Consider the following 12,513-nt stretch of genomic DNA (forward strand, 5'->3'; position numbering starts at 1 on the left):
CGGGCCCGGCCGGTTCAGCGGCCGAACGTGTCGAGGTTCTCGACCAGCCACGCGCCGTCGCGCCGGACGAGGTCCACGGCGAACATCGCGCCCGCGTAGACGCCCTGGTCCCGCGCCGGGGCCTTCGCCTGCTTCCCGCCGGCCTGGGGCCGGGGCGTTCCGGCGGTGCTGACGCTGCTCTGGTCGGCGTAGACGAGGACGCGGGCGCGGTCGCCGTCGATCCGCTCGACGGCGCTCTCGGTGACGGTCGTGGTGATCACCGACTTCTGCTCGGCGGCCTGCGCCAGGACGCCGGCGAAGAGGGTCCGGTGCTGCTCGACCGCCTTGCCGGTGAGGAAGGTCCGGCCGGCCCGGGTGAAGGCGTCCGGGTCGGTGTGGTCGTAGGAGAAGAGCGCGGCCACGGCCGCGGCCGTCGCCCCCTTGATCTCGCTGGTGCGGGCGAGGTCGGTGAGCGCGGTGTTCGCGCGCGCGGGATCGTCGCGCAGCTCGCCGGCCCTGCCGGCCGCCCACCCGGCGAACCCGCCGAGCAGCAGGGTCAGCGCGCACAGGACGAGGAGGGGCACCCGCAGCGCCGGCCGCGCACGCTTCTCCTGCTTCTTCTCCGTCTCCCGCTGCTTTTTCGTCTCCCGCTTCTCGTGCTCTTCTCGTACGGGCTTCGCCGCCGGTCGCCGTCCGGGGCGGGGCGCGGGCTCGGTGAGGACCGCGACCGGGGCGGCGGCGGGCGGCTGTTCGGCGCGGGCGCGGCGGCGGCGCTGCTGGTTGAGGTGGTGGCGGGGCGTCGGCATGGTGCGGGGTCCTTTCCGGTGCGGGCGGCTCTCGCGGGCGGTCGGCGCGGCCCGGTCAGCCGGTCGCCGTGCCGCCCACGGGGGCCTGCCCCAGGCCGCTGAGCTTCCACTGGCCGTCGGTGCGGGTGAGTTCGCCGAGCATCCGGCTGTCCTTGTCGGTGCTCTTGGCGTCCGGCGTCGTGACGGTGACCCGCAGCGCGACCAGCAGCCGGGCCCGCCCCGCGCGGTCGTCGAGTTCGGTGACGGCGCCGGACAGCACCCGGGCGGTGGTCACCGTCTTCGCGGCCTTCACCTGGCCGGCGAACTCCTCGCGCCCGTCGACCAGTTGCTCATGCAGCTCGCCGGTCGTCGAGGACTCCCAGAGGTCGAGCCCCTGGTCCACCCGCCGGTGGTCGAGCGTGTTGAGGTTCTGCACCGCCTGCTCCCCCGCGGCGAGCGCCCGGTCGCGCTCCGCGGCGTAGGCGGCGGAGTCGTCGTGGGCGGCGGCGTACCAGCTCTGGCCGCTCCAGGCGGCGAAGCCGCCCGCGGCGAGGGTGAGCGCGAGGGCCACGGCCAGGACCGGCCGGGCCCCGGCCGCGGTGCGGACCGCGCGTGTCATGGGCTGCTCCCGTCTCCCGCGCAACGTCAGCGGGCCTTGATGTCGGTGATCCGCCACCGGTCGTCCTGGAACCGGGCGGTGACCGTGAGCTGGGCCGCCGCGGCGGTGGCGGCGCCCTTGTCGCGGCGCGAGACCTGGTCCAGGAAGACGAGGAGGCGGGCGCTGTCGCCGTCGAGTTCGATCACTCCCGTGCGGACGGCCTGGGTCGCGAGGGTGACGCGCTGCTCGACCAGGCTCTTGCGGACCTGGGCGAACAGGTCGCTGTACTGGCGGGCGGCACGGCCGGCGAGGACGGTCGCGGCGGAGCGCTCGGCGGCGTCGGAACTGGTCGGGGTGTACGAGAAGATCCGGGCCAGGCCCTCCCCGACGTCGCCGCCGACGCGGGTGGTGGCGGCGGTGTCGGTGAGCGCCTGGTTGCGTGCCGAGGGGGTGGAGCGGAGCTGGTCGGCTCCGTAGAAGAAGGCGGCGCCGGCCAGGAGGAGGGCGGTGACGAGGACGGGCACGACGGCCTTGCGCCGGCGGGAGCCACCGCCCGCGGTCTCCGCGCCCGTCTCCGTCCCGGTGCCGGGGGCGGTCTCGGCGCCGGGGGCGGTCTCGGTGTCGGGTGTGGTCTCGGTGCCGGGTGTGGTCTCGGTGCCGGGTGTGGTCTCGGTGTCGGGTGTGGTGTCGGTGTGGGTCACTCGGTCTTCTCCGCTCCTGCCACGGGGACCGCGCTGAGCGCCGCCACCCTCCACGTGTTCTCGCCGGTGCGGTGGAGGACCGCCTCCAGGCGTTTGCGGTCGGTGGTCGGGGCGCCGGCGCCCTTCGGGGTGACGTCCACCCGGACGGTCGCGATGAGCTTCGCCGTGCCGGCGCGGGCGTCGAGGGTGGTGAGCGCGGCCTCGGTGACGGTGGCCCGGGCGGAGGCGCCCTCCCGGGGTTCGGTGCGGCCCAGTTCGTCGCGGAGCGGGCCGGTGGCGGCGTCGCGCCAGGCGGCGATGCCGGCTTCGGCGCGCTCGCGGGTGGAGGCGTCGAGGGTGTTGAGGACGGCGAGGCGCTGCCGTCCCTCGGCGAGGGCGGTGTCGCGTTCGCGGCCGAAGGAGAGCTCCTGGTCAGTGCGGGCCTGGACGTAGGTCCAGGCTCCGGTGCCGCAGAAGCCGAGGGCGACGGCGAGGGCGGCGGCGGAGGCGATCCCGGCCCGCTTCATCGCGCGCTCCCGGTGCCGAGGCCGAGGAGTCCGGCCAGATCGGTGGGGCCGTCGGTCTCGCCGGGCAGCGACAGGGCGCCCGGCAGCGGCGGCTGGATCCCGCGGGCCTTCGGCTCCTTCGCCTCGGGGTGCCGGGGGCCGGGGCGGACCGGTGCGGGTGCGGCGCCGCCCTTCGGGGCGTGCGCGGAGCCCCGGACGTTGGTCCCGGAGGCGGCGGGGCTGGTGCAGGCGGCGCCGGTGTTGAGGGCGGGCGCGGTGCCGAGGTCGAGGCCGTTGCGGTAGCGGGTGCCGCCGTAGCCGTCGGTGCAGGGCAGCGGCTTGAAGAAGGTGACGGCCATGCCGATGTCGAGGCGGCCGTCGTGGACGGCGGTGGCGCCGGCGGAGACGGCGGCCGGGTAGGTCACCAGCAGTTCCTCGATGCCGCGCTGGCGGGTGAGGGCGATCTCGGAGGTGGTGAGGAGGTTGGCGAGGACGACGCCGAGACTGGGGTCGAGGTCGTCGAGGAGGCCGCTGACCTGACCGGCCGCGTCGGGCGTGACGGTGAGGAGGCGGCGGAGGTCGGCGTCGGAGCTCTTGAGGGTGGTGGCGAGGGTACGGGCGCCGGAGGCGAAGTTCCGGATGGCGCGGCTCTCCTCGGCCTGGGTGCGCAGGACGACCTCGCCGTCCCGGATGAGCCGGGTGGTGACCGGCAGGGCCTTGTCGGCGGCGGTGACGAAGGCGCTGCCGCTGTCGAGGAGGACCTGGAGGTCGTCGCCGTGCCCTTCGAACGCCTTGCCGAGTTCGTCGACGACGGTGCGGAGGGAGTCGAGGGGGACGGAGCGGGTCAGCGCGTCCATGCCGCTGAGCACGTCGGTGACCGGGGCCGGCACCTGGGTGTCGGGCTCCTCGATGCGGGCGCCGTCGGCGAGGAAGGGGCCGCCGTCGCTCGCGGGGCGCAGGTCGACGTACTGCTCGCCGACGGCGGAGAGGCCGGCGACGACGGCCCGCGCGTCGGCGGGGATCCGGGGGGCCGACTTCTTGATGCGGAGTTCGGCGACGACGCCGTCGGCGGTGAGGTCGATGGCGCCGACCCGGCCGACGGAGACGCCCCGGTAGGTGACGTCGGAGTGCGGGAACAGGCCGCCGGTGCGGGCGAGGTGGACCCGCACGGTGTAGTGGTCGGCGAGGCCGACGTGACGGCCGAGGTCGGCGTAGCGGACGCCGACGAAGCCGAGGACGGTGACGGCGATGACGAGGAACGCGAGGTTCTTCAGCCGTACGGTGCGGGTGATCACCGGTGCTCGCCTCCGTCGTTCGGTGTGAGGGCCGGCAGGGGCAGGGGGGACGCGGCGCCCTGGCGCCGGGAGGTGGGCGCGTTCGGGTCGGTCGGGCTGGGGGTGGGTGTGGGGGTGGGTTCGGCCGCGGGGATGAGCGGCGGGATGACCTCGGTGCCGGGTGCGGCGGCCAGGTGGAGGTAGGTGTTGAGGTAGTCGCCCTTGATGCCCTTCATCACCTCGTCGGTGAAGGGGTACGTCAGCAGCACCTGGAGGGATTCCGGGAGGTCGGCGCCGGCGTCGGCGAGGGCGGTCAGGGTCGGGGCGAGGGCCTTGAGGTCGGCGACCATGTCCTTCTTGCTCGCCTCGACGGTGGAGACGGCGACGCCGGACAGGGTGTCGAGGGCGCGGAGCATGGTGATGAGGGAGCCGCGCTGGTTCTCCAGGGTCTTCAGGCCGGGCGAGAGGCCGGTGAGGACGGTGCCGATGTCCTTCTTGCGGCCGGCGAGGGTGGTGGAGAGGCGGTTGAGGCCGTCGAGGGCGCGGGTGATGTCGCCGCGGTGCGCGTCCAGGTTCGTGACCAGGGTGTCGACCCGGTGGAGCAGCGAGCGGACCTCGGGTTCGCGTCCGCCGAGGGCCGCGTTGAGTTCGCGGGTGATGGTCTTGAGCTGGTTGACGCCGCCGCCGTTGAGGAGCAGGGAGAGGGCGCCGAACACCTCCTCGACCTCGGTGTTGCGGCTGGTGCGGGCCACCGGGATGACATCGCCGTCGGCGAGCCGGGCGCCGTCGGCGGGGCCGCGGCGGGCGGGGGCGACGAGCTGGACGTACTTCTCGCCCAGGAGGCTGGACTGTTCCACCCGGGCGCCGGCGTCGGCGGGCAGCCGGACGTCGCCGTTGAGGGTGAGCGTGACACGGGCGGACCAGGTCTCCGGGTCCAGTTCGATGGCGCTGACGCGGCCGACGGCGACGTCGTTCACCTTGACCGCGGCCTGCGGCACCAGGCTGAGGACGTCGGCGATCTCGGCGGTGACCGTGTACGGGTGGTCGCCGAGGTCGGCGCCGCCGGGCAGCGGCAGGTCCTCGATGCCGTCGAAGCGGACGGGGACCGGGGGCAGCGCGCCGAGCGCGAGGGCCAGGCCGAGGCCGGCGGCGGCCAGGACGGCGGCTCCGGCGCCGGCGGCCCTGGCCGAGGGCAGGCGGGGGCTTCTCACCGCTCCTCCTCTGGGTTCGCGGGGGTCTCGGTGGCCGTCGGGGGCGTGCCGCTCGCGGAGGGTCCGGTCACGGGCAGCGGGAGCAGCGGGCCGCCCATGCTGATCTCGTTGAGGTTGGCGCGGCCGTGCAGGCTGCGGGTGTCCTCGTCGTAGGCGTTGACGAAATTGCCGGCGGCGAGCGGGGCCGTGTCGAGGGCTTCGGCCAGGGAGGCGCGCTGGTCGACGAGGGTGCGGGTGAGCGGGACGAGCCGGTCGACGTTCTTCTTCAGTTCGCCGCGGTTGTCCTTGATGAAGGTCTTGACGCGGGCGAGGGCCGTGCCGAGTTCCTTGAGGGCGGCGGCGAGGTCGTCCTTGTTGTCGGCGAAGAAGCCGACGACCTCGTCGAGGCGTTCCTGGGCGGTGCGGACGTCGCCGTCCTTCTCCTTCAGCATGGTGGTGAAGGTCTGGAGGTGCCCGAGGGTGGCGAACAGTTCCTCGCTGCTGCCGTCGAGGGTCTTGGCGGCCTTGCCGAACCGGTCGATCGAGCCGCCGATGGCGGCGCCGTTGCCCTTGAGGTTCTTCGCGCCGGTGTCGAGGAGGTCGGAGAGCGCGCCGGCGGAGTTGGCGCCGTCGGGGCCGAGCGCCGTGCTGAGGTCGGTGATCGAGGCGTACAGCTGGTCGATCTCGACGGGGGTGCGGTTGCGGGCGGCGGGGAGTTCGGCGCCGTCGTCCAGGGCGGGTCCCGAGGTGTAGGCGGGGGTGAGCTGGACGTAGCGGTCGGCGACGACGCTGGGGGCGACGACGAGGGCGCGGGCGTCGGCGGGGATCATGACGCCCTCGTCGAGGCGGAGACCGACGCGTACGCGGGTGCCCTGGGGCTCCACGGACTCGACCTCGCCGACGCGGACGCCGAGGACGCGCAGGTCGGAGCCGGCGTAGATGCCGACGGCCCGGTCGAACCAGGCGGTGACGCGGATGCCGTCGTCGTCGAGGGCGCGGTGGGTCACGAGGCCGGCGGCGGCGAGCACCGCGAGGGTGAGGCCGGCGGTGAGGGGTCGTCGGGTCCGGTTGGTCATGCGCCGCTTCCCTTCGCCGTGGTCTTCTGTTTCGGCGGCAGGCATCCGTTCGCGGGCCGGGAGCCCTCGGGCAGGTAGCCGCGGGGGACGACGCCGCAGAGGTAGCTGTCGAACCAGCGGCCGGTGCCGAGGGTGTTGCCGACGAGCCGGTAGTACGGGCCGACGAGGGCGAGGGTCTTGTCGAGCTGGCCGCTGTTGCGTTCCAGGACGTCGGTGACCCTGCCGAGCGCCTTCAGCGTGGGGCCGAGCGCGCGGTCGTTGTCGGCGACGAGGCCGCTGAGTTCGGTGCTGAGGGCGCGGCTGCCCTTGAGCAGGGCGCGGATGGCGTCGCGGCGCCGGGAGAGTTCGCCGAGGAGGGAGCCGCCGTCCTCCAGGAGGAGTTCGAAGCTGGACTTCTTGTCCTTGAGGGTCTTGGTGAAGCGCTCGCTCCGCTGGAGGAGCCGGGCGAGTTCGGTGTCGCGCTTGGAGACGGACTTCGACAGTTCGGAGAGGCCGTCGACGGCGTTGCGGACGTGCGGCGGCGAGTTCTCGAAGGTGTCGGACATGGTCCGGAAGCTCTCCGCGAGCTTCTTGGTGTCGAGGTCGTCGATGGTGCCGCTGAGGTCCTGGAACGCCTGCGTCACGTCGTACGGGGAGGTGGTGCGGGACAGCGGGATGCGGGTGCCGGGGTCCTGGCGGGCGGTGCCGAGCGGGTCGAGGGCGAGGTACTTCTCGCCGAGGAGGGTCTTGATGGCGATGGCCGCGGTCGACCGGTCGCCGACCCAGGCGTCGCCGACCTCGAAGGTCACCTTGACCTTGGGGCCGTCGAGGCCGACGGCGGTGACCTCGCCGACCTTGACGCCGGCGATGCGGACCTCGTCGCCGGGGTCGAGTCCGGCGGCCTCGGAGAAGTCGGCGCTGTAGGTGGTGCCGCCGCCGACCAGCGGGAGCCGTTCGGCGTGGTACGCGAGGGTGGCGAGGAGGCCGAGGAGGAGCAGTCCGACGACGGCGACGCCGATCGGGTTGCGTTCCTTGACGGGCCGGATCCGGAGGGCGTTCATCCGCGGCACCTCGGTTCGGTCACGGCGATGCCGGTCGGCGGTTTCGAGCCGTCGTTCGTCTTCACGCCGGTCACGCGCGCCTCGCAGAGGTAGAGGTTGAACCAGGAGCCGTACGAGGAGAGCCGGGCGAGGGCGGTCAGCTTGTCGGGGGTCCGGGCGAGGAACCGTTCGAGGGCGGGGGTGTGGTCGGCGAGGGTGCCGGAGAGCCGGCCGAGTTCGCCGATGTCCTTCTTGAGGGGGGCGCGGGCGTCCTGGAAGAGGCCGGCGGTGGTGGTGGTGAGGGCGCCCATGGCCTGGACGGCCTCGCCGAGGGGCTTGCGGTCGCCGTCGAAGCCGGTGACGAGCTTCTGGAGGGTGACGACCAGGTCCTCGAAGCCGGCCTCGCGGTCGTTGAGGGTGGTGAGGACGGTGTTGAGGTGGGTGACGACGTCGCCGATGACCTTGTCCTTGGCGGCGACGGTCTTGGTGAGGGAGCCGATGTGGCGGAGCAGGCTGTCGACGGTGCCGCTCTCGCCCTGGAGGACCTGGACGAGGGAGCCGGCGAGGTCGTTGACGTCGGCGGGCGACAGGCCCTCGAAGAGCGGTTTGAATCCGTTGAAGAGCAGGGTGAGGTCGAGGGCGGGGGTGGTGCGGTCGAGCGGGATGGTCTCGCCGTCGGCGAGGGTGCCGGTCAGGTCGCCGGTGCCGCGGCCGAGGGAGACGTACCGCTGGCCGACCATGTTGAGGTACTTGACGCCGGCGGTGGCGGAGCGCGGCAGGGCGCGGTCCTCGCGGACCGTGAAGGTGACCTGGGCGGTGCGGCGCTCCACGACGCGGACGTCGGTGACCTCGCCGACCTTCACTCCGGCGATGCGCACGGAGTCGCCCTCGACGAGTCCGGTGACGTCGGTGAAGAGCGCCTTGTAGGAGCGGGTCTCGGAGCCGACGCCGGTGTCGGCGATGCTGAAGCCGAGGACGGTGGTGGCGACCGCCGTGACCACGACGAAGGCGAGGGACTTAAGGACGGTGCCGGTGAGCGGGGCCCTTCTCATCGGAGGGTCACCTCCGCTCCGCGGAAGGCGGGGCCCGCGAGCAGGCTGCTCCAGTCGGGCAGTTCCCCGGCGGGGCGCTGGGCGCCGGGGGCGAGGAGTTCGGTGACGAGGTCGTTCTCCTGCGGGGAGTTGGCGGGCCCGAGGTCCTGGTCGGCCGCGGCGGACGCGCGGGCGGCGGGTGCGGCGGGGACGCCGAGGTAGGGCACCGGGTAGCAGCGGGGGCCGCCGCCGGAGCCGTACCGGGGGGTGTCGCGGCCGGGGTCGTACGCGCCGCGCGAGGGCACGGTGGTGACGTCGACGTGCAGTCCGGGGCGGTCGGTGCCCTTACCGAGGGCCTTGTCCATGGCGGGCACGAACTGGGCGAGGGTGCGCAGGGTGCACGGGAAGGACGAGGAGTACTCGGCGAGCAGTTCCAGGGTGGGCCGGCTGGTGGCGCTGAGCCGGATGATCGTGTCCTTGTTCTTGCGGAGGAAGGCGGTGAGGTCCTGGGCGGTGCGGGTGGTGGCGCCGAGGGTGCCGGAGAGCGCCGCCTCCCGTTCGGCGAGGGTGCCGCTGGTGGTGGTGAAGTCGGTGAGCGCGGTGAGGATGTCCGGGGCGGCGTCCGCGTAGAGGTGGCTGACCTTCACGAGTTCCTTCAGGTCCCGGGTGAGGGCGGGCAGGTGGGGGTTGAACTTCTTGAGGTGGGCGTCGAGCGTGGCGAGGGTGTCGCCGAGCTTCTCGCCGCGTCCTTCGAGGGCCTGGGAGACGGCGGAGAGGGTGGCGGACAGCTTCTGCGGCTGGACGGCGGTGAGCATCGGCAGGACGTTGTCGAGGACCTGCTGGAGTTCGACGGCGTTGCCGGAGCGGTCCTCGGGGATGACGGCGCCGGGCGCGAGCGGTTCCGGGGCGGGGTTCGCGGGCGGTACGAGGGCGACGAACCGCTCGCCGAAGAGCGTGGTGGGCAGCATCTGCGCGCGGACGTCGGCGGGGACGTGGCCGAGGGCGCCGGGGCGCAGGGCGAGGGTGAGCCGGGCGCCGTCGCCGGTGGAGTCGATGGCGCGGACCTCGCCGACGACGACGCCGCGGAGTTTGACCTCGGCGCCGAGGTGCATCTCGTTGCCGGCGCTGCCGGTCTCGACGACGACCGGGTCGGAGTCGGTGAACCGCTTCTCGTAGACGGCGACCGCGAGCCAGGCGAGCAGCGCGGGCACCAGCAGGAAGACGACGCCGGCGGTGCGGCGGCGCAGGGTCTGGCCTCGTGGAGCGTTCATCTCACCCCGCCACCTTCACGGTCGTGGTCGCGCCCCAGAGGGCCAGCGACAGGAAGAAGTCGGTGACGCTGATCAGCACGATGGCGTTGCGCACGGACCGGCCGACGGCGATGCCGACGCCGGCGGGGCCGCCGGAGGCCCGGAAACCGTAGTAGCAGTGGGCGACGATCACCATGACGCTGAAGATCAGCACCTTGAGCATCGACAGCAGGACGTCGGTGGGCGACAGGAACAGGTTGAAGTAGTGGTCGTACGTGCCCTCGGACTGCCCGTTGAAGAGGACGGTGACGGTGCGGGAGGCCAGGTACGAGGAGAGCAGGCCGATCGCGTACAACGGGATGATCGCGACGACGCCGGCGATGATGCGGGTGGTGACCAGGTAGGGCATCGAGCGGATGCCCATGCCTTCGAGGGCGTCGACCTCCTCGTTGATCCGCATGGCGCCGAGCTGGGCGGTGAAGCCGGCGCCGACGGTGGCGGAGAGGGCGAGTCCGGCGACGAGCGGGGCGATCTCGCGGGTGTTGAAGTACGCGGAGACGAAGCCGGTGAAGGCGGCGGTGCCGATCTGTTCGAGGGCGGCGTGGCCCTGGAGGCCGACGACGGTCCCGGTGAACAGCGTCATGGCGATCATGACGCCGATGGTGCCGCCGACGACGCCGAGGCCGCCGGAGCCGAAGGCGACCTCGGCGAGCAGCCGCTGCACCTCCTTGAGGTAGCGGCGCAGGGTCCTGGGGACCCAGAGGAGGGCCCTCACGTAGAACAGGAGCTGGTCGCCGGACCGGTCGAGCCAGACGAACGGGGAGGCCATCTGCCTCAGCCTCCCTTCGGCGGGACGATCTGGAGGTAGAGGCCGGTCAGCACCATGTTCACGAAGAACAGCAGCAGGAAGGTGATGACGACGGCCTGGTTGACGGCGTCGCCGACGCCCTTGGGGCCGCCGCGGGGGTTGAGTCCGCGGTAGGCGGCGACGATGCCGGCGATGAACCCGAAGATGAGCGCCTTGAGTTCGCTGACGTACAGGTCGGGCAGCTGGGCGAGGGCGGAGAAGCTGGCGAGGTACGCGCCGGGGGTGCCGCCCTGGAGGACGATGTTGAAGAAGTAGCCGCCGAGGGTGCCGACGACGGAGACCATGCCGTTGAGGAGGACGGCGACGGCCATGGTGGCGAGGACGCGGGGGACGACGAGCCGCTGGACCGGCGAGACGCCCATGACCTCCATCGCGTCGAGTTCCTCGCGGATCTTGCGGGAGCCGAGGTCGGCGCAGATCGCGGAGCCGGCGGCGCCGGCGATGAGGAGCGCCACGATGAGCGGGCTGGCCTGCTGGATGACGGCGAGGACGCTGGCGCCGCCGGTGAAGGACTGGGCGCCGAGCTGCTGGGTGAGCGAGCCGACCTGGAGGGCGATCACGGCGCCGAACGGGATGGAGACGAGCGCCGCCGGCAGGATGGTGACGCTTGCGACGAACCAGAACTGCTCGACGAACTCCCGGAACTGGAACGGTCTGCGGAAGACGGCCCGGCTGACCTCGGCGGCCAGGGCGAAGAGCCGGCCGGTCTGCCGCAGCGCGCCGCCGATCACGAGCCGCCGCCTGCGGTCGGCGTCGCGACGGTGGGCGCGGCAGCCTGGTGCGCGTAGGTGGCCTGGATGGCGGCGCGGGCGGCGGGCGGCAGCGTGTCGAGCATGCCGAGGACGCGCTGCCGGCGGCGGACGACCGCGGCGCGCGGGGGCAGTCCGGGCGAGGGCTCCAGCTGGGGGACGAGCGGGCGGGGTACGGGGGGACCGGCGGGGGCCTGGTGGGCCTCGGCGGCGAGGGTGGCGGCGTCCTTCTCCTCGGACATGCCGATCGGGCCCTCGCGGCGGCCGGCGAGGAACTGGGTGACGACCGGTTCCTCGCTGGTGAGGAGGACTTCGCGGGGGCCGAAGGTGACGAGTTCGCGGCGGAAGAACATCCCCATGTTGTCGGGGACGGTGGCGGCGATGTCGAGGTTGTGGGTGACGATCAGCATCGTCGCGTCGATCCGCGCGTTGAGGTCGATCAGCAGCTGGGAGAGGTACGCGGTGCGGACCGGGTCGAGTCCGGAGTCGGGCTCGTCGCAGAGCACGATCTGCGGGTCGAGGACGAGGGCGCGGGCGAGGCCGGCGCGCTTGCGCATGCCGCCGCTGATCTCGCCGGGGAGCTTGCCCTCGGCGCCGAGCAGGCCGACGAGGTCGATGCGTTCCATGACGATCTTGCGGATCTCGGACTCGCGCTTGCGGGTGTGCTCGCGGAGCGGGAAGGCGATGTTGTCGAAGAGCGTCATCGAGCCGAAGAGGGCGCCGTCCTGGAACATGAGGCCGAAGAGCTTGCGGGTCTCGTAGATGTCCCGTTCGGGGCTGCGGACCATGTCGACGCCGTTGATGAGGACCCGGCCGTGCTGGGGTTTGAGCAGTCCGATGAGCGATTTCAGGAAAACGGTCTTTCCGGTTCCGGAAGGGCCGAGCATGACGCTCACCTCTCCGGCCGGCAGCGTCAGCGACACGTCCTGCCAGATGTTCTGCTTGCCGAAGGACATGGTGAGCCCCTCGACGACTACTTCGATTCCCATCCCACCTCCAGCGGACGTGCGGGGCGCGTGCGCCGCGGGCGCACGGTAGGCCGTTCTGGATCACCCGGACAATAGGTGTGGCGCATATTCATTGATCCGCTCCCGCGTTTGTCACCGCGTAGACAAAGTCGGCGGACGTTCTTGTCTCCGCCGCGACAGGATGCCGCGCCGACCTGCGGCTGAGCGGCGACTCCCCGGAACGCTACGGCTGAGTAACCTCGCGGGGCAATACCGGATCAGGAGTTTTCACGGAACAGCGCGGCACGCCGGGCGTCTTGTCAGTCCGGAGACAATTCGCGGGACGGTTTTGTCAGTCGCGGGCGAAGTGGCGGAATCCCGTCGGCCGGACCCCCCGCCGACCTCGGACGATCGATCAGAATTGTCGACATTGCGCACTCCGGAACCAAGCGGATTCCCGCCATCGCTCACCCTCTTGACAGGCAATGAGACGACTTCAAAGAATCATGGTTCACGGCATTGTTCGGCTAAGTTTCCCGCAAGTAACGTCTGGTTTCGCGG

13 protein-coding genes are annotated in these 12,513 nt (G+C 72.5%); all 13 read right to left on the reverse strand.

Translation table 11 applies throughout. From position 1 onward, the window contains the following. Nucleotides 1–14: 14 nt before the first annotated feature. The 13 genes from ACFVQZ_RS08675 to ACFVQZ_RS08735 are packed head-to-tail and all read right to left on the reverse strand — an operon-like array spanning nucleotide 15 to nucleotide 11,994. The gene (locus tag ACFVQZ_RS08675; protein ID WP_383620642.1) at nucleotides 15–785 is read right to left on the reverse strand and encodes a hypothetical protein; all 771 of its coding nucleotides are present in this window, start codon (nucleotides 783–785) and stop codon (nucleotides 15–17) included. Nucleotides 786–840: 55 nt separating this feature from the next. Continuing rightward, nucleotides 841–1,383 carry a nuclear transport factor 2 family protein gene (locus tag ACFVQZ_RS08680; protein WP_030492257.1) on the reverse strand — a complete coding sequence of 181 codons (543 nt, stop codon included), beginning with the start codon at nucleotides 1,381–1,383 and terminating at the stop codon, nucleotides 841–843. 26 nt (nucleotides 1,384–1,409) lie between these two features. Next, entirely contained in the window at nucleotides 1,410–2,063 is a 654-nt protein-coding gene (locus tag ACFVQZ_RS08685; protein ID WP_383620644.1) for a hypothetical protein, read from the reverse strand. Next, nucleotides 2,060–2,569: a hypothetical protein gene (locus tag ACFVQZ_RS08690; protein ID WP_030492259.1), complete on the reverse strand. Its 510-nt coding sequence runs from the start codon at nucleotides 2,567–2,569 to the stop codon at nucleotides 2,060–2,062. Before ACFVQZ_RS08690 ends, ACFVQZ_RS08685 begins: the two co-directional genes overlap by 4 nt. Then, entirely contained in the window at nucleotides 2,566–3,843 is a 1,278-nt protein-coding gene (locus ACFVQZ_RS08695; RefSeq protein WP_383620646.1) for an MlaD family protein, read from the reverse strand. The genes ACFVQZ_RS08690 and ACFVQZ_RS08695 overlap by 4 nt, the downstream gene beginning before the upstream one ends. Next, the gene (locus ACFVQZ_RS08700; RefSeq protein ID WP_383620648.1) at nucleotides 3,840–5,033 is read right to left on the reverse strand and encodes an MCE family protein; all 1,194 of its coding nucleotides are present in this window, start codon (nucleotides 5,031–5,033) and stop codon (nucleotides 3,840–3,842) included. The genes ACFVQZ_RS08695 and ACFVQZ_RS08700 overlap by 4 nt, the downstream gene beginning before the upstream one ends. Continuing rightward, the gene (locus ACFVQZ_RS08705) at nucleotides 5,030–6,088 is read right to left on the reverse strand and encodes an MCE family protein (RefSeq protein ID WP_030492262.1); all 1,059 of its coding nucleotides are present in this window, start codon (nucleotides 6,086–6,088) and stop codon (nucleotides 5,030–5,032) included. Before ACFVQZ_RS08705 ends, ACFVQZ_RS08700 begins: the two co-directional genes overlap by 4 nt. Next, on the reverse strand, nucleotides 6,085–7,128 hold the full coding sequence (locus ACFVQZ_RS08710; protein WP_030492263.1) for an MCE family protein: 1,044 nt from the start codon (nucleotides 7,126–7,128) through the stop codon (nucleotides 6,085–6,087). The genes ACFVQZ_RS08705 and ACFVQZ_RS08710 overlap by 4 nt, the downstream gene beginning before the upstream one ends. Further along, on the reverse strand, nucleotides 7,125–8,159 hold the full coding sequence (locus ACFVQZ_RS08715; RefSeq protein WP_030492264.1) for an MCE family protein: 1,035 nt from the start codon (nucleotides 8,157–8,159) through the stop codon (nucleotides 7,125–7,127). Before ACFVQZ_RS08715 ends, ACFVQZ_RS08710 begins: the two co-directional genes overlap by 4 nt. Beyond that, a complete protein-coding gene (locus ACFVQZ_RS08720) occupies nucleotides 8,156–9,409 on the reverse strand; it encodes an MCE family protein (RefSeq protein WP_383620651.1) in 1,254 nt (417 codons plus the stop codon). The genes ACFVQZ_RS08715 and ACFVQZ_RS08720 overlap by 4 nt, the downstream gene beginning before the upstream one ends. Before the next feature lies 1 nt (nucleotide 9,410). Beyond that, nucleotides 9,411–10,217, reverse strand: coding sequence for an ABC transporter permease (locus tag ACFVQZ_RS08725; RefSeq protein WP_030492266.1), 807 nt, complete (start codon nucleotides 10,215–10,217; stop codon nucleotides 9,411–9,413). A 5-nt stretch (nucleotides 10,218–10,222) separates the two neighbouring features. Further along, the gene (locus ACFVQZ_RS08730; RefSeq protein WP_030492267.1) at nucleotides 10,223–10,987 is read right to left on the reverse strand and encodes an ABC transporter permease; all 765 of its coding nucleotides are present in this window, start codon (nucleotides 10,985–10,987) and stop codon (nucleotides 10,223–10,225) included. Next, nucleotides 10,984–11,994 carry an ATP-binding cassette domain-containing protein gene (locus tag ACFVQZ_RS08735; protein WP_030492268.1) on the reverse strand — a complete coding sequence of 337 codons (1,011 nt, stop codon included), beginning with the start codon at nucleotides 11,992–11,994 and terminating at the stop codon, nucleotides 10,984–10,986. The genes ACFVQZ_RS08730 and ACFVQZ_RS08735 overlap by 4 nt, the downstream gene beginning before the upstream one ends. Nucleotides 11,995–12,513 lie beyond the last annotated feature (519 nt).

The sequence above is a fragment of the Streptomyces sp. NPDC057854 genome, from assembly GCF_042797055.1.
GTDB lineage: Bacteria > Actinomycetota > Actinomycetes > Streptomycetales > Streptomycetaceae > Streptomyces.

Excerpts from the sequence above, each read along its gene's own strand:
- ACFVQZ_RS08675 (WP_383620642.1), bottom strand. The coding sequence starts at position 785 with ATGCCGACGCCCCGCCACCACCTCAACCAGCAGCGCCGCCGCCGCGCC.
- ACFVQZ_RS08680 (WP_030492257.1), bottom strand. The coding sequence starts at position 1,383 with ATGACACGCGCGGTCCGCACCGCGGCCGGGGCCCGGCCGGTCCTGGCC.
- ACFVQZ_RS08690 (WP_030492259.1), bottom strand. The coding sequence starts at position 2,569 with ATGAAGCGGGCCGGGATCGCCTCCGCCGCCGCCCTCGCCGTCGCCCTC.
- ACFVQZ_RS08705 (WP_030492262.1), bottom strand. The coding sequence starts at position 6,088 with ATGACCAACCGGACCCGACGACCCCTCACCGCCGGCCTCACCCTCGCG.
- ACFVQZ_RS08710 (WP_030492263.1), bottom strand. The coding sequence starts at position 7,128 with ATGAACGCCCTCCGGATCCGGCCCGTCAAGGAACGCAACCCGATCGGC.
- ACFVQZ_RS08715 (WP_030492264.1), bottom strand. The coding sequence starts at position 8,159 with ATGAGAAGGGCCCCGCTCACCGGCACCGTCCTTAAGTCCCTCGCCTTC.
- ACFVQZ_RS08720 (WP_383620651.1), bottom strand. The coding sequence starts at position 9,409 with ATGAACGCTCCACGAGGCCAGACCCTGCGCCGCCGCACCGCCGGCGTC.
- ACFVQZ_RS08725 (WP_030492266.1), bottom strand. The coding sequence starts at position 10,217 with ATGGCCTCCCCGTTCGTCTGGCTCGACCGGTCCGGCGACCAGCTCCTG.
- ACFVQZ_RS08735 (WP_030492268.1), bottom strand. The coding sequence starts at position 11,994 with ATGGGAATCGAAGTAGTCGTCGAGGGGCTCACCATGTCCTTCGGCAAG.